This window comes from Cupriavidus pauculus (genome assembly GCF_008693385.1).
Classification (GTDB): Bacteria; Pseudomonadota; Gammaproteobacteria; order Burkholderiales; family Burkholderiaceae; genus Cupriavidus; species Cupriavidus pauculus_D.
Genome location: NZ_CP044067.1, coordinates 1,412,686 through 1,434,730 on the forward strand (window position 1 = coordinate 1,412,686; position 22,045 = coordinate 1,434,730).

Sequence of the window (22,045 nt, forward strand, 5' to 3'; positions counted from 1 at the left end):
CGTAGGCCTTCTGAACTTATCGGAGCAAACATCATGAAGCGATTCGAGAACAGGGTAGTCATCGTGACCGGGGCCGGCTCCGGCATCGGTGCCGCCACCGCGCGAAGATTCGCCGTGGAAGGCGCGCGCGTCGTCCTTGCGGGCCGCACCCGGGAAAAGCTGGAGAAGGTCGCGGCCACGCTGCCGAACGACAAGCATCTGGTGCGCGTGGCCGATGTCAGCGACTACGATCAGGTGGAAGGGCTCGTGCGCGCGGCGGTGGACAAGTACGGCAGGCTCGATGTGATGGTCAACAACGCAGGCGTCGCGTCCGAAGGCCGCGCGACCGAGGACAGCGTGGACGCCTGGCACAAGGTGATCTCGATCGACCTCGACGGCGTGTTTCACGGCGCGCGCGCCGCGCTGCCGCACCTGATGAAGACCAAGGGCTGCATCGTCAATACCGCGTCAGTATCGGGACTCGGCGCGGACTGGAACATGGCCTTCTACAACACCGCCAAAGGCGGCGTGGTCAACCTCACGCGCTCGCTGGCACTGGACTACGGCCGCGACGGCGTGCGCATCAACTCGGTGTGCCCGACGCTCACGCGAACCGACCTCACGGTGGATATGTTCAAGGACGAGAAGCTGCTCGACAAATTCCGCGAGCGGATCGCGCTGGGCCGCACGGCGGAACCCGAGGACATCGCCGATGTCATCGCATTCCTCGCCAGCGAGGACGCGCGCTTCATCACGGGCGTGAACCTGCCAGTGGACGGCGGGCTCAGCGCATCGAACGGCCAACCACCGCAATAAGAAAGGAACAGGTGACTGCATGCTCCACGGGATGATCAAGACGTACATTGACGACGCAGCACCGGACAGCCGCAACGGCGCGGAGAACGACGAGTATCTGACGCGCGAAGAGTTTGGCAGACGCTTCCGCGCGCGCTTCTACGATCCCGCGTTCCGCGCCGAGGACGCCGCGCTAGAGCGCATCGAAGCGATTGCATGGGATGCCTACAGCAATGGCCGCAGGGCAACCAGCCCCGAGAAGGCTGACGCCGTCAGGGCCGATCCCGACTACGCACTGTTCGTCGAATGGCGGCAGGCGCGCAATGCCATCCACAGCAACGACTAGACGGCGTGCCGCCGCCCGGTTGCGGCAATCACGCGGTGGACGAAGTGCAGTTTGTCCACCGCGGCCGGCGATAGCGAGAACGGGTAGGCATCGGGCACCCCCAGGCTGCGATTGAGGCTGTTCATGGCATACGTCAGCGGCTGCCACCGGGCCATCAGGCCCTGGAAGTCCGAGCGACCCACGGGCGTGCGATCGGTCGTTCCGGGATCCTGCCGTGCCGGCGGCTGCAACGTCAGTCCGCACCAGTTCGCGGTATCCAGCGTATCGACCATATGCAGGTAGTGCGCCCACGTCTCTGCCCAATCCTCGAACGGATGCATCGCGGCGTAGGCGCTGATGAACCGGTCGGCGTGGTCGGCGGGCGGCCCGGCTTCGTAATAGTGCTTCTGCGCGGCCGCATAGTCGGCCCGTTCGTCGCCGAACAGCTTGCGAAAGGGCCCGATACGGCGGGTGCGGGCCACGAGCTGCTGGAAGTAGAAGTGACCGGACTCGTGCCGCAGGTGCCCGAGCAGCGTCCGATACGACTCCCCTGCCCACGCGCGCGTGGTTTCACGCTCGACGTCGTTCGCTTCCTTGACGTTGACGACGATGCTGCCGTTGTGGTGGCCCGTCATGATGGGCTCGGTGACGGACAGGTCCTCCAGAAACTGGAACGTCAGCGCGCCCCCGTCCGCGTTGAACCGCGTGGGCAGGCGCAACGCGAACAGCGAATACAGCAGGCGGCGCTTGGCCTGCTCCAGCCGATACCAGTAGAGCCGGTTGTCCGGCTTGGCAAGCGAGGGAATGACGCGCGTCAGCCGGCAGGATTCGCAGAACGGGTTTGGGTCGTCGGCGGGCACCATCCAGTTGCAGACGGCTTCCTGCGCGAAATTGGCGCATCGTTTGAAGCGTTGTCCGGACGCGTCCGGTAGTTTTTTCCACCCTTCCGCATCGCCGCCCTCGAACGCGCAGATCTCCCCGTCGCGGGGCACATAGCCGAGCAGCGCGTGACAGCGGTTGCAAACGAAGCTCTCGAAGAAGACGAGACTCTGGCAGTGCGTGCAGTGGAAGGTCTTCATCCCCGTAGTATCGCAATCTCCGTGCCATGCTGCGCGGCTATTCGCGAACGGGCCTCGGATACTATCCTGCGACCCCATCCCAGAGCAGCTTCATCGCGGTCACCACCAGCAGCCCATAGCACACCCTGTACATCTGCCGCTGATCCAGCCGGTCGTGCAGGCGCCATCCGAGCCAGACGCCTGACGGCACCGCGAGCAGGCTGATGGCCATCAGCGTCCAGGTGGCACCCGCCGGCCTGGCCAGTGCCAGCCATGGAATGGCCTTGAGCAGGTTGCCCACGGTAAAGAACAGGCTCGTCGTTCCCGCATAGACCTGCTTGCTCAGCCCGAGCGGCAGCAGGTACATCGCCAGCGGCGGCCCGCCCGAGTGCGCGACCATCGTGGTGATGCCCGACGTGAGGCCGGCCGCGACCGCCTTGGACGAAGACCGCGGGCGCGTCACGACCTCTCCGCCGCGCACGAGCCACAAGCCCACGAAGATCAGCGTTACCGCGGCCATCACGATGGAGATCGCGCGATGATCCAACACCTGGAACAGCGCATACCCGATGCCGATACCGATGACGAGCCCCGGCACGAGCCGCAGCAGGTCGGGCTTCGACCACGTAGACGGCTTCCAGTAACGCAGGCCGTAGAGGTCCATGGCGATGAACAGCGGCGCCAGCAGTCCGCCTGCCGTGACCGGATCCATCACGAGCGACAGCAGCGGGATGCCGATGATGGCGAAGCCCCCACCGAACGCGCCTTTCATGAAGCAGATCAGGAAAACACCGAGAAATGTGACGAGGATGGTGGTGACGTTGAGATCCATGGCGCGGACAAGCCCTAGTAATGGTTGTCCGCATCGTATGGCGTAGTTCCATGACAAACAAATTATTGTCATGGATACAATACGGGCGATACCTGCATGCCGGGAGGCGCCGATGCCCAAGCTCCGCTACAAGACCCTCGTGGACCGATACGCCGCCGATATCCGCGAGGGACGGCTGCGTCCGGGCGCACAATTGCCGACGCACCGTGACCTGGCAAGACGGGAAGGGCTTGCGCTGGTAACGGCGACACGCGTCTACGCGGAGCTGGAGGCCATGGGGCTCGTGAGTGGCGAGACGGGACGCGGCACCTTCGTGAAGGAGGTCCTGCCGGTCGGCCACGGCGTGGATCTGCTTGCGTGGAGCACCGACACGATCGACCTCGGCTTCAACAATCCGTCCGTGCCGGGGCAGTCGGATCTGCTGCGCGCGGCGCTGCGCCAGATTGCCGGATCCGGCGATATCGAAGCGATGCTTCGCTACCAGCCGCATGGAGGACGCGCGCACGAGCGAGCGATCATGGCACGTCATTTGGGCACCCGCGGCGTGTCGGCCTCAGCCGCCGACACGGTGCTGGTCAGCGGCGCGCAGCACGGATTGACCGTCAGCGCCATGGCGCTGTTCGAGCCCGGGGATGTGATCGCCGCGGATGCCATCACCTATCCCGGCTTCAAGCTCGCGGCGGAAGCCTGTCATCTGGAACTGGTACCCGTCCCGGCGGCCGGGCGCGGCCCGGACCTCGATGCATTGGCACAGTTGTGCAAACGGCGGCGTGTGCGCGCGTTCTATACGATGCCCACGCTGCACAACCCGCTGGGATGGGTCATGGGTGCGCAACGCCGGCGGGAACTCGTCGCCCTCGCGAGGCGCCACGGACTCACGCTGATCGAAGATGGCGCCTATGCATTCCTTGAAGAACGCGCGCCGCCACCCCTCGCCGCGCTGGCGCCGGACATCACGGTCCACGTGTCGGGCCTGTCGAAGAGTGTCGCCACCGGGCTACGGGTCGGTAGCGTTCACGCACCGCCCGCGGCGATGGCGAAGATCGAGCGCACGATCCGCGCGACCACCTGGCACACACCCGCCCTCATGACCGCCATCGCGTGCGGATGGATCGAAGACGGCACGGTGACAGCGCTGGAGGCCGAGAAGCGTCGCGACGCCAGACAACGGCAACAGATCGTCGGCGACGTGCTGGGTCACCTGAAACCCATCCGCCATCCGGCCTCGTATTTCGTATGGCTGCCGTTACCGGAAGACGTCCGCGCCGACGTCATAAGCAAGGCGTTGATGCAGGCGCATGTGCTGGTCTCCACGGCCCATCCGTACGCGACATCGAGGCATGTCCCGCACGCGCTGCGGCTCGCCCTCGGCTCGGTGGACAAGGATATGCTCGGGCAATCGCTTCGGACGGTGGCGAATGTCGTGGCGGAGTTTGCGTATTGAGCGACGCATGCCTTATTCCTTGAATCGTTCGAGGCGCTCCGCGAACGATTCCAGCACCGCGCTGCCCTCGCCATCCTGCGCGGCCGCCGATGCCACCGCCTCGATACCATGCGCGGCGAGCAGCCGGACCATTGCGTCCGGCAGGACCTGTCCGTCCTGCATGAGTTGATTGGCCACGGCCTTGAATACCGCGCGATGCCGCCGGAGCAGGTCGGTCGCGCGCGTGTATTGCTCGCGCAGGAGTTCCTCCATGGCAACGTTCGACGGCTCTACGTCGGTGTTCACGTGATCGTCGGGATTGCTCGTGACATCGGTGCGGCTGATCCGTTCGCCGAACCCGTGATAACGCAGATATCGCGATGCGGCCTCCGTCGCCTGGCGGTAGTCGTGCTCGGCCCCCGTCGTGCACGCCATCTCGCCGAACACCAGCGACTCCGCGGCACGCCCCGCGAGGATGGTGCAGATCCGGTCCAGGCTGTTCTGCCGCGTGACCGCCTGCAACCGGCTAAAGCTGTTGTAGCCGCCTTCGAACGAGGCGATATTGATCTTGATCTCCAGTGGCACACGGCCGAACAGCAGGCTATAGACGAGCCCGTGGCCGGCTTCGTGCACCGCGAGCAATGCGCGGAAGTCGCGGTTCGCGCGCTGCTTGATGCGACGCAACTCCAGCGGGATCGCGAATTCGCGGCGCAGCGGTGTGCCGCGCGCCGAAGCCGTGATCGCCAGATGCCGCCGATCCTCCGACAGCGTGACCCGCAGGACCGATTGCGGCGACACCCCTTCGCCAATCGCCCACAGCGCGGCATCGACGAGACTCGCACTCAGAATCGCATGCACCGACGAAAACAGCGGACGCGTGCCCTGCGTCGGGAATACCGCGTTGTCGTAGACCTCCGCCAGCACATCGTCGCCGACGAGAAAGCGCAGGCCGATACTGTCGGCAATTCCACCGACATAGCGCTGCACCGCGTCGCGGACCAGCAGTTCGTAGGTGGCCCGGTTGAACGAAGGGTAGATCACGTGATGGTTCCCCAGCCGGGCGATCTGTTCCGGCCGGAAACGCTGCGACAACGCGCGCTTGACGTCGATGAGCGTGAGCCGTGACGTCATGTCGTGGAAGATATCCGCATCGGTATCGCAGTCTTCCACACGCTGCGCGACGTGCGCATACATTTCGTCCAGATTGCCGCTTACGAAGATCAGCAGCCGGCTGTAGTCGGTCTCCCAGGACTGTTGCGAGCGCTGGAATTCCTGCAGCAATGCATGCACGCGCGCGGCGGGCCACTCCATGATCTCCAGCAGCGGCTCCTTGAGCTTGAGCATCTGCCGGATATCCTGCGCATCCCACGGGTCGAGGCGATACCGCAGCGGCGCGGCACGACGACGCTTGTCACTGTCCGGTTCATCGTCGTCGTGCTCGCGGGCGGCGCGCTCCTCGGTATGGCGCATATCGGCCAGCTTGCGCTCGATCTCCTGCAACGACCCTACCGCGGGCGGCAGACGGCCATCCGACAGCAGCGCCCACACGTCCTGATAGCGCAATGCGGTCAGATCCTTGCCCTTGTCATCCACGGTGCGAAAGCGCTGGAACTCGTCGAGCACGAGGATGCCGGGCTCGCCTTCCTTGATGCCGGAGTTGCCGAGCATGCCCGACACCGTCGTGCCCCGGCTGCCCGAGCCGTTGCTGAAGCCATCCATCTGCACTTCCACGAAGCGATCGTAGAAGCCGAGCAATTGCGCGAGCCGGCGCGTGAGTTGCGTCTTGCCGGTCCCCGTCAGCCCCCAGAGGCAAACGATGACCGGGCGCGTGATGACCTGCGGCAGCACATACCATGCGCGCACCGCGTCGATGACCTGATCGATGACGGCATCGATACCGTGCAATTCGAGCTTGAGCTGTGTGGCGGCGTCGGCCAGACGACGCTGCCGTTCCGCCATCGCCGCATCGAACGGCGTGTGGGCTTCCCTGCCCGGATCGGGGGCGCGGGTTTCCATCGTGACACTCATGTCGCGTTCCTGAAAACAAAAAACCCCGGCTGCGATGGGCCGGGGCTTGCGGAACGCGAGCTCACAAACGAGCCGCTGCCGCGCCGGGCCGAATCGGGAATCCACACGATCCGGCCGGGACGCAGGAATCGGGTGTCAGTAGATGATGGAAGCGGTACAACGCATAGGGAGCTCTCCTTCGGAGCGGTGGCCGATGCAAGGTCGCTCGTTGCATCGGCAGAATCAACTGCTGGAGGGGGATTTTGATATGAGCCGCACGTGGCTCGCAACCCCCGGCAGCGGGGCGTTGCGTGAATCCAACTACGCGGCCGCCGACCGACTGGTTTATCGTATGTGACCCTTATCGAAACCAATCAGTGAGCCGGTATTCATGCCAAGACGCCGTCAAGGTACGGAACTGCCCTTTATGGGCAAGCTCGATCGCACGAAGGGCGAGCTGGGTCGGCAGCTGACGCTGGTGCTCAGGGAGGCCATTCGCGCGGGGGAACTGAAGCCCGGCGAATCGCTTCCCTCCACGCGGTATCTCGCTGGCACGATCGGGATCTCGCGTGGATTGGTGACCAATGCATTCGAGCAACTGATCGCGGAGGGTTTTCTTGAAGCGCAGGCGGGATCGAGCACGCGCGTGTCGAGCAGCCTGTCTGCGGTGCCGGTATCGACCGCGCAAAGGCGGGCGAGGAAACCCGCCGCCGCGCCCAAGCTGCCGCCCCGCGCGGCCGCATTCGCGGAGGCGGCCCGCCAGTTCACGCCACTACCGCCCGTTCCGTTCGCCGTGTCGGTCCCGATCGGTCCCACTTCCCCTGACGACACCTGGCGCAAACTCGGCAATCGCACGCGTGGACTGCGCGCGGCGGCGCCGTCCGGCTACGACGATCCGCAGGGCGTGCCCGCATTGCGCGCGGCCATTGCCGATTACGTGCGCAAGTCGCGCTCCGTGCATTGCGCACCCGAGCAAGTCATCGTCACCGCGGGCACCCAGCAGGGACTCTACCTCGCCTGCCAGATACTTCTGGAGCCTGCGGACCTTGCATGGGTCGAGGATCCCGCCTATCGCGGCATCACAGGGATACTGGAAGCGACCGGCGCGGGCGAGCGCATGATGCGCGTACCCGTCGATGAATCGGGAATCGACGTGGACGCGGGCATTCGCGCCGCGCCACACGCGCGCGTGGCGTTCGTGACGCCATCGCATCAGTATCCCCTCGGCATGCCGCTCAGCATGGCCCGGCGCACAGCACTCGTCACGTGGGCCAGGGAGAACGGCGCATGGATCGTCGAAGACGACTACGACAGCGAGTTGCGATACGTCGGGCATCCGTTCCCTTCGCTGCAAGGCCTGGCGCCCGATCGCACGATCTACCTCGGCACGTTCAGCAAGATCCTGTTTCCGTCGCTTCGGCTCGGTTATGCGATCGTGCCGGAACATCTCGTCCCGGCATTCTGCGGCGCACGCGGCCTCATGGACCGGCATCCGCCGAGCGCCGACCAGCACACCCTTGCGGCGTACATCGCGGAAGGCCATCTGGATCGGCATATCCGGCGCGTGCGGCTGGTCTACGCGGAGCGTCGCCAGCACCTGATCTCGACGATCGAAGCGCGTATTCCGGCAAAACGCGCATGGCTGCAGCCCGGCGACCAGGGCATGCACGTCGTCCTCTGGCTTGCCGACGGGATCGACGATGTGGCGGTCGCGGCAAAGGCCATGGAATCGGGCGTGGCCGTCCGGCCCGTCTCGCCGCTGTACACGCCAGGCCGTCGCCGGCCCGGCCTGATCCTGGGCCTGGGTGGCTACCCCGACGCGCAAACAGAAGAAGCCGTGAACCGGCTCGGTGCGGTGATCGCCACGGCGGCCAGGGCGCGCAACAGCAGCGCGCGCCGTACGGTGGCATAGAAACGGCGCCATAGAAACGGTGGCATAGGAACGGCGGCCTGGAATACTGGTCCAGTGAATTCAATCGAAAATGGCCCTTCACGGTGGCATGAAGAAGGGCCATCATGCCTGCATGCGGTTAGCCCCTCCCAACAACGCCCCACGCGGAACCGAACATGTACGTCCCTGCCCATTTCGAAGCCACCAACGTCGAAGACCTCCATCGGCTGATGCGTGAGTTCCCGTTCGCGATCCTCATGACCCATGGCAAGGCCGGCCTCGACGCCAATCACCTGCCTTTCGAGCTCGATGCGGCCGCTGGCAGGCACGGCATCCTCCATGCCCATGTCGCGCGCAACAACCCGGTCTGGCAGGACGTGAAAAGCGGCGATGACGTACTCGTCGTGTTCCGCGCGGAAGATGCCTATATCTCGCCGAACTGGTATCCGAGCAAGCAGGAGACCCACAAGGCCGTGCCGACATGGAACTACCGCGTGGTGCACGCCCACGGCAAGATCACGATTCGCGACGACGAGCGCTACGTGCGCGGTGTCGTCGCCAGGCTCACGCGCACGCACGAAGCCACCCAGCCAAAGCCATGGAAGATGGGCGAGGCGCCGGCCGATTTTCTCGACACGATGCTCAAGGCCATCGTGGGCATCGAGGTGGAAATCGAACAGCTCGTGGGCAAGTTCAAGTTGAGCCAGAACCGCGATGTGCGCGACAAGGTGAGCACCGGCGAAGCACTGAAGGCCCAAGGCCACGTCGCGATCGGGCAGGCGTTGCTGGACGCCATTCCCGCGGACCAGCGGTAACGCGCGCGGCAACGCCCGGGCGCTTCGCCTGTAAGATCGGGGGCCTTTTGTCATGTGCCCCCGGTTTTGCAAGCGATGAAGCTCACCTACCTGCCCCTGAACCCCGCCAACCGCATGGCCCGCATCGGCTTCGGCAAACACGACGGCCACTGGTTCGCGCGGGTCGATCTCTGGTGGTTCGGGCTGCGGCTCACGGCCTAGGGCATGGCTTGCCCTGACTGATTACGTCATCCAGTTCTTCGCGCCGATACGCGCACGGAAGTGGCCCTCGGACGAAAAGTGACCCTCGGACGAAAGGTGTTGACGAGCGGAATCATAGCGTCTATCTTTCACCCTAACAAACGTTAGGTAGACAAGCTTGTCATCCCGGGACCGCCGCGTTTGCCCTGATCCCCCCCATCGACGAGGCCACTCCAATGACATCCGAACTCATCCATCACGACGCCACCAAGCTGGCCGAACTCATTCGCACCAAGGCGGTCTCTCCCGTCGAGGTCGTGCAGGCCCATCTCGACCGTATCGCCGAGGTCGATCCGAAGATCAATGCGATCGTCACGATCGCGGATGACGCCATGCAGGCCGCCAGGGCAGCCGAAGCGGCGGTGCTCGCCGGCGAAGCGCTCGGCCCTCTGCACGGCGTGCCATTCACGGCAAAGGATTCGATCGACACCGCGGGCGTGCCGACCCAGCGCGGCTCGCCGATCTTCAAGGGGCGCATGCCGGACGCCGATGCGACGAGCGTCGCGCGCATGAAAGGCGCGGGCGGCATCCTGCTCGCGAAGACCAACCTGCCCGAGTTCTCGTACTGGATCGAAAGCGACAACCTGCTCTCGGGCCGATCGAACAACCCGTGGAATCTGGATCGCACGCCGGGCGGCTCCAGCGGCGGGGAATCCGCGGCGATTGCAGCCGGCATGTCGCCGATCGGCCTCGGCACCGATCTCGCGATCTCCGTGCGAGGTCCGGCCGCGCAGACGGGCATCGTCTCGCTCAAGGCCACGCACGGTCGCGTGCCGATGACCGGTATCTGGCCGCGCGCACCCCGCCGCTTCTGGCACGTCGGCCCGATGGCCCGGTCGATTCGCGACCTGGCCCTGGCCTTCTCGCAGCTGGCCGGCCCCGACGGCCTCGACGCCTTCGCAACGAGCACCGCCCCGTTCGATGCCGGTATTGGCCGTTCGCCCTATCGTCAGCTGCGCGTGGGCTGGCTCGTCGAACCGGGCTTCGGTCCCATCGATCCCGAAGTGGCCGCCACGGTGCGCGCCGCCGCGGACGCGCTCAGGGATACCGGTGTCTTCGTCGAGCCCGTGCGCATCCCCGCGCTCGAGCAGGACTTCGCGCTGGACGTGTTCAATCGCCTCCATGTCATGGAAATGAAGCCCGCGTTCCAGGCCGCAACGGCAGGCCGCCGCGACGACGAGCTCTACATGATGGCCAAGACCATGCTCGCGCTGCCCGATACGTCGATGCAGGACTACATCGAAGCCGAACAGGCCGCCGAACGTCTGCGCGACGGCTACGCCGATTACTTCTCGCGCTACGACGCGTTGATCACGCCCGTCCTGCCCATCCCCGCACACAAGCACGGCCAGTCGTCATTCACGATCAACGGCCAGACCGTCGATGCCACCTATCTGCAGGGTGCCACCGTCCCGCTCAATGTGACCGGACTGCCGGGCCTGTCGATGCGGTTCGGCACGAGCAGCGAGGGCCTGCCGATCAATGTGCAGATCGTCGGCAAGTGGCTCGCGGAGTCCACCCTCCTGCATCTGGCATCCCTGCTCGAATCGGTGAGCCCGGTCCGCAACCTGCGCCCCGCGCTATGAAACCCGCCGTATGAGATCCGCGGGCGGATAGGCCGACAACGGCGCGGTACCCGGTTGCATCGCCTCCATATGCCTGCGCGCTTCCTCTCTCACCAGGTGCAGCGCATGGGCGCGGATGGTGCCGTACGCCGGGTTCGTGGCCAGTGCCTCCGCGTCGCGCGGATACTGGAATGGCACGCGGATCTCCTCGCGGATGCGGCCGGGACGCGCGGACATGACAAGGATGCGCGTTCCCAGCAGCAGCGCTTCATCGACGTCGTGCGTCACGAACAGGATGGTCGTGCGGCGTTGCGCCCAGGTCTGCAGCAGCAGTTCCTGCATCAACGCGCGTGTCTGCGCATCGAGCGCACCGAATGGTTCGTCCATCAGCAGGATGTCGGGCTGCATGATCCACGCGCGCGCGAGTGCGACGCGCTGGCGCATGCCGCCCGACAGTTCCCACGGCGACGCATGGCGGTAGGGCAACAGCCCCATCTGCCAGAGCAGGAGTTCGGCCTGCGGGGTGTACGCCGCGGCCTTCGTGCCACGCATACGCGCGCCGAACGTGACATTGCCCCAGACATCGAGCCACGGATACAGCATCGGCTGCTGGAACACCATGCCGCGCTCCGGGGATGGCGCCTCGACGGTACGGCCATTGCTGACCACGCGCCCGGCAAGCGGTCGCTCGAAACCGGCAATCAGATTGAGGATCGTGGACTTGCCACAGCCCGAGGGGCCGAGCAGTACGACAAACTCGCCTTCGCCGATCGAAAGGTTCACGTGATCGAGCACGGGCGGCGAGACCGTCCGCGCCCCCGCGTCGAACGCGAAGGTCACGTCGTCCAGAACGATATGTGTCATGCCTTGCCCGCCCAGGGAACGATCCATTTCTGCAGCGCGACCAGCGCCACGTCGAGTGCATAACCGACGATACCGAGGATCAGGATGCCGATCATCACCACATCGGTCCGCAAATAGGAGCCGGCGTTGACGATCATCCAGCCCACGCCCGCGCTCGATGCCACCAGTTCGGCCGCCACGAGCGCGGTCCAGCCGATGCCGATCGACAGGCGAACAGTGGTGAACAGATCCCCGGCGCAATGCGGAAACACCACGCGCCAGAACACCTGCCGCCGGTTCAGGCCGAGGGTCTGCGCCACGCGGATATACCCCTCCGACACGCCCCGCACGGCCGCCGCGGAACCGACCAGCACATTGAGAAACGTGGCGATGAAGATCAGAAAGAACTTCGAGGCTTCATCGATCCCTAGCCATACGATCGTCAGCGGAATCAGCGCGATCTTCGGTAACGGCCGCAAAAACTGCACGAAAGGGTTCAATGCCGCGGCAAGCGCGGCGCTGCGTCCCATCAGCAGTCCCAGCGGCACGCCGATGACGATCGATGCGACGAATGCGGACATTGCGCGCGCCAGGCTGATGCCGACGTGCTTCCACATCGGAATCTGCCCATAGCCGTCCCGCCACAGGTGAGAGAACGAAACGGCAAGCTCGGTCGGCGGCGGAAGGAACAGTGCATCGACCCATCCACGGCTGCCCGCGATCTGCCACAGCGCCAGCACGGCAATTACCGCCGCCGTGCTGACTGACAGACTGAAATACCGGCGATCCAGCACCACTGCCTTACTTGTCCGCCTTGATCTGCTGCGCGAGCTTCAGATACCGGGGGTTGATGGACGTCGCAAACGAGGCCGGAATGTCCTGCTTGCGAATCTGGTCGATGCTGCCGAGAAAATCGGCGGTCTTGCGCACCGCGCCGGCCAGCGTGCTGCTATCGGGGCTGGTGCCGTCACCGAACCACTGCGGCTTGAGCTGATCGGCAATCGTCGGATACTCGTTGCCATTGATCGAGTCCGTCACGGCGGCCGGCGTGGAACCCAGCTCCTTCGCGATGGCCTCGGCCACGGCCTGCGGATTCTTGCGGTAGTTCGCCACCTGCTGTTCGAGCACGAGCAGCAGCCTGGCCACGAGCTCCGGATGCTTCTCGCCGAACGCCTTGCTGATGGAGATGCCATTGAAGATCAGGTAGCCGTCCTTCTTCAGATCCTTCGTGTAGAAGATCGGCTGTCCACCGTTCGCCTCCAGCGTGGAGTTGAACGGGGCCCATACATAGCCGGCATCGACGTCGCCGCGCCGCCATGCGGCAACCAGTTCGTCCGGCTTGAGCGGCACGAAGCGGATTTTCGAGCGGTCGATCTTGTTGAGCTGGATGGCTGTGTCGAGCGCGTACTGTGCCGTGGAGTTGGCGGGGTAGCCCACCGTATGGCCCGCGAGGTCGTTCAGCGACTGGATGTTCTTGCTCTTGCGCGCGACCAGCCGTTCATAGGTCGCGATATCCGCGGAGACGCCGACCAGTTCGATCGGGAGCTTGCGCACGATGGCGGAGACCGTAGGGCTCGAGCCGAAGTTCGCGATATCGATACTGTTGCTCGCGAACAGATTCAGCACGTCCGCGCCGGTGCCGAACTGCACCCATTTGACGGGCACACCGAATGCCTTCTCCAGCGAGCCATCGACCTTGGCATTGACGATCAGCTGCGCGCCGCCGCTATAGGCAATGCGCACTTCCTTCGGCAACGGCTCGGCGGCCGCCACGCTACCGGCGACGGCAAACGGTAAAGCAAAGGCAGCGCCGGCGATCAGCCAGCTGCGAAACGATGTTTTCATGGGTCGATGGCAGGGATGATTGGGGCGTCCATCCTATGAAGGAAACCCACCCGCCACAACGAATCGAATCAGATAACCACATGTGCCGCCGCTGTCGCGGCTTCATCGTTTCGCGCATATATGCGCCGGGAGCTCAGGTGAGCGTGCCCTCCCACTCCTGCAGTTGCGCGAGCGTGGCCACCACGCCGCCGCAGACGACGATCAGGATCTCCTTCGCGTCCGCCAGCGCGGCGGGATGTTTCTCCACGGCGGCAAGGGCGGCACCGCATGCCGGCTCCACCAGCAGGCGATGGTCGGTCAGCAGTTGCAACGCCGCGACGACGGCCTCGCGGTCCGAGACTTCCACGCTCGCGATCGGCCGCCGGCGGCTCCAGGCCACGGCTTCCGTCGCCGGCCGCTTGGCGGCCAGCGACGTGGCGATGCCCGTCACCGCGGGCAGCTCCACAACCGCTTCGGCCTCCAGCGAACGGGCGAGGGATGCCGTGCCGTGCGTCTCCGCCGCGACGATGGGCACGTCGTCCCAGCCCTGCCGGTGCATGCCTTCGGCAACGCCGCTCAGCAAACCACCGCCGCCGACCGACAGCACCACGGCATCGGGCCGGACGCCGGCCTCGGCGACCTCATCGACCAGCGACGCGTGACCGGTCCACAGCAGCGGGTCGTCGAACGGATGGATAAAGGCAGTGTGTTCGTCGAGCATCGACTGCGCGAGCGCGTTTGCTTCGGCCCACGATTGGCCATGGACGATGACCTCTGCGCCTTCGAGGCGTAGTAGTTCGAGCGCGCGCGCCGACGTGGTTTCGGGCACCACCACGGTCACGGGAATACGCAGCATGCGGCCGCAGTAGGCCACGGCGACGCCCGCATTGCCGCCTGACGACGACACGAAGCGCCGCGCGCCACGATCGGCATGGGTCAGGCATGCGTGCCCCACCCCCCGGAGCTTGAACGACCCGCTCGGCTGGAGGGCTTCCAGCTTGAGCCATACGGTCTTGCCGAGTCGCGCGGACATCGGCAGGGAATGCAGGAGCGGGGTGCGGATATGAAGCGTCATGATCGGTACGTCGGGCAGGATGGAGGGTGGCGCGGGGCAGAACCCCGCGCCACCCCGCATTATGCCGTCATGCCTGTACCGGTGCGGTGGCTGGCCAGTAGTGATGGTCCGGCGTCGCGCGCGCGCCGAAAATGGCTTGCCCCACGCGCACGACCGTGGCGCCCTCCTCGATCGCGATCTCGAAGTCGCCGGACATGCCCATCGACAGTTCGTCGAGGACAATGCCCGCCGGGGCGTCGTTACGCAGCCGGTCGCGCAGTTCGCGCAACTGCACGAAGCATGTCCGCACGCGATCGGCCTCGGCCGAGAACATCGCCAGCGTCATGAGCCCCTTCACGCGCAGCGCGGAGAATGCCGGCAATTCGCGCAGGAATGCGGCAACGTCATCGGGCGCCAGCCCATACTTGCTGTCCTCGTCCGAGGTGTTGACCTGCACGAACACATCGAGCGCGCGGCCCTCCGCCTGTAACCGCCGGTCGAGGGCCTCGGCCACGCGCAGGCTGTCCAGCGCCTGGAATTCGCTCGCGAACTGCGCCACGAGCTTTGCCTTGTTGGTCTGCAGATGGCCAATGACCGACCACCGCAGATCCGTCAGGTCGCGCATGGCCTCCCATTTGCCGTGGGCTTCCTGCGGCTTGTTCTCGCCGAGCATATGGCAGCCGGCCGCGTACGCGAGCCGCAGCGTCGCCTCCGGCTTGGTCTTGCTGACGGGCAGCAGCCGCACGCCCGCGGGGTCGCGCCCCACGCGCTGGCAGGCCGCCGCGATGCGCGCGTGCACGGCCGCGAGATTGGCGCGGAAGTCATCGACGGACGTGGCCTGCGGCCACTGGTTATGCAGGGCATGAAGGGTGCCCGTCGGAGAAGAAGTTGGCGATGACATCTCGAGCCTCGTTGGATGCGATGGATGCAGTATCGCGCGCCCGATGCGCCGCAATCGATCCATTCGTCCAGATTACCTACCCAATCGTCCACGGGAAAGTCATGGAAGTGACATATTGCCCGCTTACATTTTCATTCGAACACACGACATGATCGAATGAGCCATGAGCTTAACCCCGCGCCAGCGCGAGATCTTCGGCTGGCTCAACGATGCTGGCTACCTGAGCACCGAGCAGCTTGCGAGCCGTTTTGGCGTCAGCACCCAGACGATTCGCCGCGATATCAACGAGCTGAGCGTGCAGGGGCTCGCGCGCCGGACCCACGGCGGCCTGAGCCTGTCCGCGAGCCAGCACAACCTTAGCTACCTGCAACGCAGCGCGAACCACGTCGAACGCAAGCGCCGCATCGGGATGTCCGCCGTGGGCATGCTCGAGGCCGACGCGACGGTATTCCTCGGCTACGGCACCACGGTCGCGGACTTCGCGCGCGCGTTGCCGGCCGATCTGCCGCTGCGCGTGGTGACCAACAACCTCGGTGCCGTGCACGCGCTCGCGGACAAGCCGCGCATCGAGACATGGGTGGCCGGCGGGCGGCTGCGCGCCGGCGATCTCGACGTCATGGGCAGCGCGTCGCTCGACTTCCTGCGCCGTTTTCGCGCGCACGTCGCGGTGTGCAGCGCGGCGGGCTTCGACGAAGACGGCACCTTCTACGAGTTCCAGCCCGAGGAAGCCGAGCTGAGCCGCGTCCTGCTATCGAACAGCCACGTGCGCATGCTGCTGCTCGACAGCAGCAAGTACCTGCATCACGCTCCGTGCCGCGTCGGAACGCTTCACGACGTCGATCACCTCTTTACCGACCACGAGGCGACCGACGCGATGGCCGCGCTGCCATTGCTGTGCGAACGCGCGGATGTCGCGCTGCATCTCTGCTAACCCGCCCGCTCCCCCTGAACGACATTCCATGGCATACCTGCGACTCGAACGGCTGCGCCAGCGCTTTGGCGATCACGACGTCCTGCGCGGCATCGACCTCGATATCGAACGCGGCGAATTCATCGCGCTGCTCGGCGCCTCGGGCTGCGGCAAGACCACGCTGCTGCGGCTGATTGCCGGGCTCGACCGCCCGACCGACGGCAGCATCCACCTCGACGGCCGCAATGTCACCGCGCTCGATCCGGCGCAGCGCCTGCTCAGCATGGTGTTCCAGTCTTACGCACTGTTTCCGCACCTGAGCGTCGCGGACAACATCGTGTTCGGCCTGCGCGCGCGCAAGGTGGCACGCGACGAGCAGGACAAGCGGCTACGCCATGCGGCGGACCTGCTGGGCCTGAGCGCGCTGCTCGCCCGCAAGCCTGGCGCGCTGTCCGGCGGACAGAAGCAGCGCGTGGCGCTGGCGCGCGCCATCGTGTCGCAGCATCCGATGTGCCTGATGGACGAGCCGCTGTCCAATCTCGATGCCCAGTTGCGCGCGGAGATGCGCGCCGAGCTTCGCAAGCTGCAGCAGCAGCTCGGCCTGACCGTGGTCTATGTGACGCACGACCAGGTGGAAGCGATGAGCATGGCCGACCGCATCGTGCTCATGCATCAGGGCCAGATCGCGCAGGTCGGCACACCGGCCGAGCTTTACGACAAACCCGCGACGCCCGTGGTGGCGCGCTTTATCGGACAGCCGCCGATGAACCTGATTCGCATGCCGGGCAGCGGCGCGTGGCTCGGCGTGCGTCCCGAACATATCGATGTCGGCGAACCCGGAGAACCCGGCGATGGACATGATGCTGTCGTCATGCGCGCCGAATATCACGGTGCCGACACGCTGATGGAAGTGAAACTGCATGGCCAGCCGCTGCTCGTGCGGCATCCGGGCCGCGTTGCGGTGGTGCCGGGCAGCGGGCTCGCGTTGCAATGGTCCGCCGAGCACGAGCATCGCTTCCCCATCGACCCCGTCGCGGCAACACCATCCTGATCTGCCGACCTGCCCTGTCTTTCCCCCATCGTCCTCAAGGAGCCATCATGTCGTTCAAAACCCGATGCCTGGCGCTTGCGCTCGGCGCGTTCGCGGGCCTCACCGGTCTGACCCCGCTTGCCGCTTCCGCCGCGCAGACGCAAGTCACGATGTACTACCCCGTGTCCGTCGGCGGCCCGCTCACGCAGGTCGTGGACAAGCTCGTCGGCGAGTTCGAGCAGTCGAACCCCGACGTCAAGGTCAACGCCATCTATGCGGGCAACTACGACGACGCGCGCACCAAGGCACTGGCCGCGCTCAAGGCCGGCACGCCGGTGCAGACGTCCGTGCTGTTCTCGATCGACCTGCATGAACTGAAGGACATGGGCGTCATTCGCCCGTTCGACGACTTTGCCACCTCGCCCGACGACAAGCAGTGGCTGCAAAGCTTCTACCCGGGCCTGATGGACAACGGCCGCGCCGACGGCAAGACCTGGGGCATTCCGTTCCAGCGCTCGACCATCGTCATGTTCTACAACAAGGATGCGTTCCGCCAGGCCGGGCTGGACCCGAACAAGCCGCCGCGCACATGGACCGAGATGCGTGAAGCCGCCGCCAGGCTCGTGCAGCGCGACGGTGCCAACACCAGTCGCTGGGGCGTGATGATCCCCTCCACGGGCTACGCCTACTGGATGTTCGGCGCGCTGACCAAGCAGAACAGCCAGACGCTGATGAACCCGGCCGGCACGCGCACGATGTTCGACAGCCCGAAGGCCGTGCAGGCGCTCGAGTTCTGGACCTCGCTGTCGAAGGACGGCCTGAGCCCGAAGGGTCTGATCGAATGGGGCACGCTGCGCCAGAACTTCGTCGAGGGCAAGACCGCGATGATGTGGCACTCCACCGGCAACCTGACGGCCGTGCTCAAGGAAGCCAAGTTCGACGTCGGCGTGGCGCCGCTGCCCGGCAACACCGAGCCGGGCTCGCCCACCGGCGGCGGCAACTTCTACCTGTTCAAGAGCGGCAGCGATGCCGAACAGCGTGCCGCGTTCCGTCTGGTCAAGTTCCTGACCGCGCCCGAGCGTTCGGCGCAATGGAGCGTGGCCACGGGCTACATGGGCGTAAGCGCCGCGAGCTACGACACGCCGACGCTCAAGGAGTACGCCGCGAAGGTGCCGCAGACTCTCGTCGCGCGTGACCAGCTGTCGGTCGCCACCGCCGAACTCTCGACGCACCAGTCGGGCCGCGTGCGCAAGATGCTCGAAGATGCGCTGCAGTCGGCCATCACGGGCCAGCAGGAGCCGCGCGCGGCGCTGACCGGTGCGCAGGCGCAGGCCGAGCGCGTGCTGAAGCCTTACCAGCGCTGATTGCATGGGCCATTCCCGTCAAGCCGCGCAGGCGTGGCTCATGCTGCTGCCTGCGCTGGTCCTGCTTGCCGCGTTCACTTACTGGCCCATCGCGGGCAGCCTCTGGCACAGCCTGCATACGCAGGCGCCGGGGCTGCCGGCGTCGTTCACGGGCGCCGAGCAGTTTGCCGCGCTGCTCGATGACCCCGTCTTCCGGCAGGCGCTGCGCAACAATCTCTGGTATGCGCTGGTGACGGTTCCGGTCTCCGTCGTGCTGGCGCTCGCCATGGCGCTCTGGGTCAATCAACGCTATGCGGGCCGCGGACTGCTGCGGCTCGCCTTCTTCACGCCGACTGTCCTGCCGATGGTGGCCGCCGCCAACGTCTGGCTGTTCTTCTACGCACCCGACATCGGCCTGCTGAACCGGCTGCTCTCGGGCGTCGGCGTGACCGGCCGCAACTGGCTCGGCGATACCGATACCGCGTTGCCCGCGCTGATGGTGGTCACCATCTGGAAGGAGGCGGGCTTCTTCATGATCTTCTATCTCGCCGCGCTGCAATCGATCTCGACGGAGTTGCTCGACGCCGCGCGGCTCGAGTCCCCCTCCGCATGGTATCGGCTCCGGCGCGTGGTGCTGCCGTTGCTGGCGCCGACCACGCTGTTCGTCGTGGTCAACGCGCTGATCAACGCGTTCAAGCTCGTCGACCATATCTTCGTGCTGACGCGTGGCGGCCCCAACAACGCGAGCACGCTGCTGCTGTATTACCTCTACGAGATCGCGTTCAAGTTCCAGGACGCGAGCTATGCCGGCGCATTGACGGTCGTACTGCTGGCCCTGCTTGCGCTCTGCTCCGCCATTCAATTCTGGCTGTCCCGCAATCGCGTGCACTACCGATGAACGCTCTTCGCCATGCATTGATACCCGCGGCCGCGCTCGCGGCCGGCCTGTTGTGGATCTCGCCCCTGTTGCTGCTGTGCTGGGGGGCGTTTCATCCCGGGGGCGAGGCCATGCGGCTGAGCTTCGATACGCGCTGGGGGCTCGATAACTTTCCGCAGGCGTGGCACGTGGCGCCGTTCGCGCGCTATCTGCTGAACACGATGGCCATCGTCACGCTGCTGCTCGTGCTGCAGCTGGCCGTCTGCACGCTGGCGGCGTTCGCGCTGGCGCGCATGCGGTTCGCCGGGCGTGGCATCGTCTTCGGACTCGTGCTGCTGCAGTTGATGGTGATGCCCGAGGTGCTGATCGCCGAGAACTACCTCACGATCGCGCGGCTCGGTCAGGTGGATGCCTATCTTGGCGTGGCACTACCCTACATTGCCAGCGCGTTCGGCATCTTCCTGCTGCGGCAGACGTTCATGACGGTGCCGCAGGAGCTCGAGGATGCCGCGTGCATCGAAGGCCTGAGCCGCCTCGGCATCCTGCTCAAGGTGTATGTGCCGCTCGCGCGGCCGACCTATCTTGCCTATGCGCTGGTATCCATCAGCTATCACTGGAACAACTTCCTGTGGCCGCTCGTCGCCACGCAGACCGAGGCCAGCCGTCCCGTGACCGTCGGCATGGCGCTGTTCGCCGCGCCGGAAACCGGGGTCGACTGGGGCGTGCTGTCGGCTGGCACGCTGCTCTGTGTCGGCCCCCTCGTGCTGGCGTTCCTGCTGTTCCAGCGGCAGTTCATGCAGTCGTTCATGCAGGCTGGCGTCAAGTGACACGCCAGCCCGTCGCGGTCGACGCGATCAGTGATCGCGCCAGCGCTGCACCATCACCTGCTGGATCTTGCCCTGGAAGAAGTAGCGGCGATCGGTTGCGCCTTGCGGATCCGCGCCAATCACGATCGGACTCGTATTGAGGCCGACACCGCCCGTGACCGACACCGACGGGGTCCGCTCGACGTTGTTCACCCACAGGCGCACCGCGCCGTTGCCGTCATAGGCGCCGACGATAAAGTACGAATCGGTGCCGTTGAACAGCGACAGCGGCGCGGTGGCGTACTGGTAGCCACCGTTCACGTACACGCCGAAGCGCAGTAGCGTGCCGGCCTGCTCCAGCGCGAAGCCGCCCGAATCGCTCTTGGCGACGATGGCCGCGGTGGCGCCAGACGTCAGGTCGTCGAAATTGACCACCGCGCTGACCATAATGCCGCCGTTCGTGTCGTTGTCGGCCTGCCACGTCGTGGCCGACTGCGCGCCCGCGAACACCATGCTGCCGCCCACGCGATCTTCGTCCGATGCCACGGACAGCTGTTCCAGCGTCGGCGTGGACGCACTCTGATTGATTGCATAACGCGTGCCGTTGGTACGTGCGTACGTGAGCGGCCATGCGGTCTGCTGCGCGGCGTTCATATGCACGAGCGAGGTCGGCTCGGCGATCAGCGCGCGTGCCGAGGTGGCCAGCGGCGCCGCGCCGCGGTCGTAGTCGCTCGTGATGAAGTCGACATCCTCGCGCAGGGCCGACAGATACAGCTCGCCCATGCTCGCCGGCGTGGTGTAGACGCCGACGCCCAGGCCCAGCATCTTCGCCTGCATCAGCGCGCCGAACAGGCTGGTCATGCGGTACTCGAGCTCCACGCCATGGAACCCGAGGCTCCTGGTCGTACGGATGTTGTTGCGGATATCGCTCTCGATCAGCGTATGGAATCGCACGTAATCGCGAATGCCCGCGAATTCCGACTGCGCGAGCAGGGCCTTGGCACGGACGAGGTGATTGTGGCGGCCATCCATGAACGCCCGCAGGAATACCGGGCGGCCGGCCTTGGCATAGCCCCAATCGCGGATGGCGCGCAGCACGGCGAGCATCATCGCGTCGCTGGCGGCGGCCGTCGCGTACTTTTCCTTGATCTCGAGAAACAGCAGGCGGTCGCTTTGCTGCAGATTGGTATTCGACAGCGCATCGACGAAGCTGCCGACGGCGCTTTCGCTATCGGCGTGCTCGACGTAGACCTGGCCGTCGGCATGCGAGGTCAGATCGAACTCGATCAGGTCGAACCCACGCGACAGCGCAGTCGCCACCTGCGCGCTGGTCGCCGCCGTGCTGCTGCCGTAGCAGTTGTGGCACGACAGTGCCACGGTATTGCCCAGCGGCGAGGTGGGGAGCGCGCGGGTAACGCCGCTCCAGTAAGTGCTCGCCTGCGCTGCGACCGGCGCAACAAGAAGAGGAAGCAGCAGCGATGCGCGAATGAAACGTCGATACAACTGGATGGCTCGAAGCATTCAGGA

The 22,045-nt window shown here is 65.6% G+C and carries 21 protein-coding genes; 12 read left to right on the forward strand and 9 right to left on the reverse strand.

Features of this window, described 5'->3' with window-relative positions:
* Positions 1 to 33: 33 nt before the first annotated feature.
* The gene (locus tag FOB72_RS24620) at positions 34 to 795 is read left to right on the forward strand and encodes an SDR family NAD(P)-dependent oxidoreductase (RefSeq protein ID WP_150375272.1); all 762 of its coding nucleotides are present in this window, start codon (positions 34 to 36) and stop codon (positions 793 to 795) included.
* Between the two features lie 19 nt (positions 796 to 814).
* Positions 815 to 1,120, forward strand: a complete 306-nt coding sequence (locus FOB72_RS24625) for a hypothetical protein (protein WP_191002402.1) — start codon at positions 815 to 817, stop codon at positions 1,118 to 1,120.
* On the opposite strand, the gene FOB72_RS24630 is transcribed toward FOB72_RS24625, so the two are convergent.
* Complete coding sequence (locus tag FOB72_RS24630; protein ID WP_150375273.1) at positions 1,117 to 2,178, reverse strand: putative zinc-binding metallopeptidase; 1,062 nt, start codon at positions 2,176 to 2,178, stop codon at positions 1,117 to 1,119. The genes FOB72_RS24625 and FOB72_RS24630 overlap by 4 nt on opposite strands.
* A gap of 61 nt (positions 2,179 to 2,239) precedes the next feature.
* On the reverse strand, positions 2,240 to 2,989 hold the full coding sequence (locus FOB72_RS24635) for a sulfite exporter TauE/SafE family protein (protein ID WP_150375274.1): 750 nt from the start codon (positions 2,987 to 2,989) through the stop codon (positions 2,240 to 2,242).
* A gap of 112 nt (positions 2,990 to 3,101) precedes the next feature.
* Between FOB72_RS24635 and FOB72_RS24640 the strand changes: the two genes are divergently transcribed.
* A complete protein-coding gene (locus tag FOB72_RS24640) occupies positions 3,102 to 4,433 on the forward strand; it encodes a PLP-dependent aminotransferase family protein (RefSeq protein ID WP_150375275.1) in 1,332 nt (443 codons plus the stop codon).
* A 12-nt stretch (positions 4,434 to 4,445) separates the two neighbouring features.
* On the opposite strand, the gene FOB72_RS24645 is transcribed toward FOB72_RS24640, so the two are convergent.
* Entirely contained in the window at positions 4,446 to 6,440 is a 1,995-nt protein-coding gene (locus tag FOB72_RS24645) for an AAA family ATPase (RefSeq protein ID WP_150375276.1), read from the reverse strand.
* Between the two features lie 370 nt (positions 6,441 to 6,810).
* On the opposite strand from FOB72_RS24645, the gene FOB72_RS24650 reads away from it, so the two are divergent.
* The 4 genes from FOB72_RS24650 (at position 6,811) to FOB72_RS24660 (ending at position 10,951) form a co-directional block, all read left to right on the forward strand.
* Positions 6,811 to 8,331, forward strand: coding sequence for a PLP-dependent aminotransferase family protein (locus tag FOB72_RS24650; RefSeq protein WP_150375277.1), 1,521 nt, complete (start codon positions 6,811 to 6,813; stop codon positions 8,329 to 8,331).
* 155 nt (positions 8,332 to 8,486) lie between these two features.
* Positions 8,487 to 9,125: an FMN-binding negative transcriptional regulator gene (locus FOB72_RS24655; RefSeq protein WP_150375278.1), complete on the forward strand. Its 639-nt coding sequence runs from the start codon at positions 8,487 to 8,489 to the stop codon at positions 9,123 to 9,125.
* A gap of 75 nt (positions 9,126 to 9,200) precedes the next feature.
* A complete protein-coding gene (locus tag FOB72_RS32830) occupies positions 9,201 to 9,326 on the forward strand; it encodes a hypothetical protein (protein ID WP_263364840.1) in 126 nt (41 codons plus the stop codon).
* A 215-nt stretch (positions 9,327 to 9,541) separates the two neighbouring features.
* Complete coding sequence (locus tag FOB72_RS24660) at positions 9,542 to 10,951, forward strand: amidase (RefSeq protein ID WP_150375279.1); 1,410 nt, start codon at positions 9,542 to 9,544, stop codon at positions 10,949 to 10,951.
* On the opposite strand, the gene FOB72_RS24665 is transcribed toward FOB72_RS24660, so the two are convergent.
* The 5 genes from FOB72_RS24665 to FOB72_RS24685 form a co-directional block, all read right to left on the reverse strand.
* Positions 10,946 to 11,794 carry an ABC transporter ATP-binding protein gene (locus FOB72_RS24665; RefSeq protein WP_150375280.1) on the reverse strand — a complete coding sequence of 283 codons (849 nt, stop codon included), beginning with the start codon at positions 11,792 to 11,794 and terminating at the stop codon, positions 10,946 to 10,948. The genes FOB72_RS24660 and FOB72_RS24665 overlap by 6 nt on opposite strands.
* Positions 11,791 to 12,570, reverse strand: coding sequence for an ABC transporter permease (locus FOB72_RS24670; protein WP_223851791.1), 780 nt, complete (start codon positions 12,568 to 12,570; stop codon positions 11,791 to 11,793). Before FOB72_RS24670 ends, FOB72_RS24665 begins: the two co-directional genes overlap by 4 nt.
* 4 nt (positions 12,571 to 12,574) lie before the next feature.
* On the reverse strand, positions 12,575 to 13,618 hold the full coding sequence (locus tag FOB72_RS24675; protein WP_150375281.1) for a glycine betaine ABC transporter substrate-binding protein: 1,044 nt from the start codon (positions 13,616 to 13,618) through the stop codon (positions 12,575 to 12,577).
* A gap of 133 nt (positions 13,619 to 13,751) precedes the next feature.
* Positions 13,752 to 14,672: a pyridoxal-phosphate dependent enzyme gene (locus FOB72_RS24680; protein ID WP_150375282.1), complete on the reverse strand. Its 921-nt coding sequence runs from the start codon at positions 14,670 to 14,672 to the stop codon at positions 13,752 to 13,754.
* Positions 14,673 to 14,739: 67 nt separating this feature from the next.
* Positions 14,740 to 15,552, reverse strand: a complete 813-nt coding sequence (locus FOB72_RS24685) for a YggS family pyridoxal phosphate-dependent enzyme (RefSeq protein ID WP_150375283.1) — start codon at positions 15,550 to 15,552, stop codon at positions 14,740 to 14,742.
* Positions 15,553 to 15,715: 163 nt separating this feature from the next.
* Here FOB72_RS24685 and FOB72_RS24690 point away from each other — a divergent pair, with 163 nt between their 5' ends.
* From FOB72_RS24690 to FOB72_RS24710, 5 genes are read left to right on the forward strand one after another with little or no spacing between them, the layout of a single operon-like run.
* Positions 15,716 to 16,483 (forward strand): DeoR/GlpR family DNA-binding transcription regulator, encoded by a 768-nt coding sequence (locus FOB72_RS24690; RefSeq protein WP_150375284.1) that lies wholly within the window; start codon positions 15,716 to 15,718, stop codon positions 16,481 to 16,483.
* 28 nt (positions 16,484 to 16,511) lie between these two features.
* On the forward strand, positions 16,512 to 17,513 hold the full coding sequence (locus tag FOB72_RS24695; RefSeq protein ID WP_150375285.1) for an ABC transporter ATP-binding protein: 1,002 nt from the start codon (positions 16,512 to 16,514) through the stop codon (positions 17,511 to 17,513).
* A 47-nt stretch (positions 17,514 to 17,560) separates the two neighbouring features.
* On the forward strand, positions 17,561 to 18,856 hold the full coding sequence (locus FOB72_RS24700) for an ABC transporter substrate-binding protein (protein ID WP_150375286.1): 1,296 nt from the start codon (positions 17,561 to 17,563) through the stop codon (positions 18,854 to 18,856).
* A gap of 4 nt (positions 18,857 to 18,860) precedes the next feature.
* Complete coding sequence (locus tag FOB72_RS24705; protein ID WP_150375287.1) at positions 18,861 to 19,733, forward strand: carbohydrate ABC transporter permease; 873 nt, start codon at positions 18,861 to 18,863, stop codon at positions 19,731 to 19,733.
* Positions 19,730 to 20,539, forward strand: coding sequence for a carbohydrate ABC transporter permease (locus FOB72_RS24710; protein ID WP_150375288.1), 810 nt, complete (start codon positions 19,730 to 19,732; stop codon positions 20,537 to 20,539). The genes FOB72_RS24705 and FOB72_RS24710 overlap by 4 nt, the downstream gene beginning before the upstream one ends.
* Before the next feature lie 27 nt (positions 20,540 to 20,566).
* Here FOB72_RS24710 and FOB72_RS24715 read toward each other — a convergent pair whose 3' ends face one another.
* Positions 20,567 to 22,039 (reverse strand): LamG-like jellyroll fold domain-containing protein, encoded by a 1,473-nt coding sequence (locus FOB72_RS24715; RefSeq protein WP_150375289.1) that lies wholly within the window; start codon positions 22,037 to 22,039, stop codon positions 20,567 to 20,569.
* Positions 22,040 to 22,045: the final 6 nt, after the last annotated feature.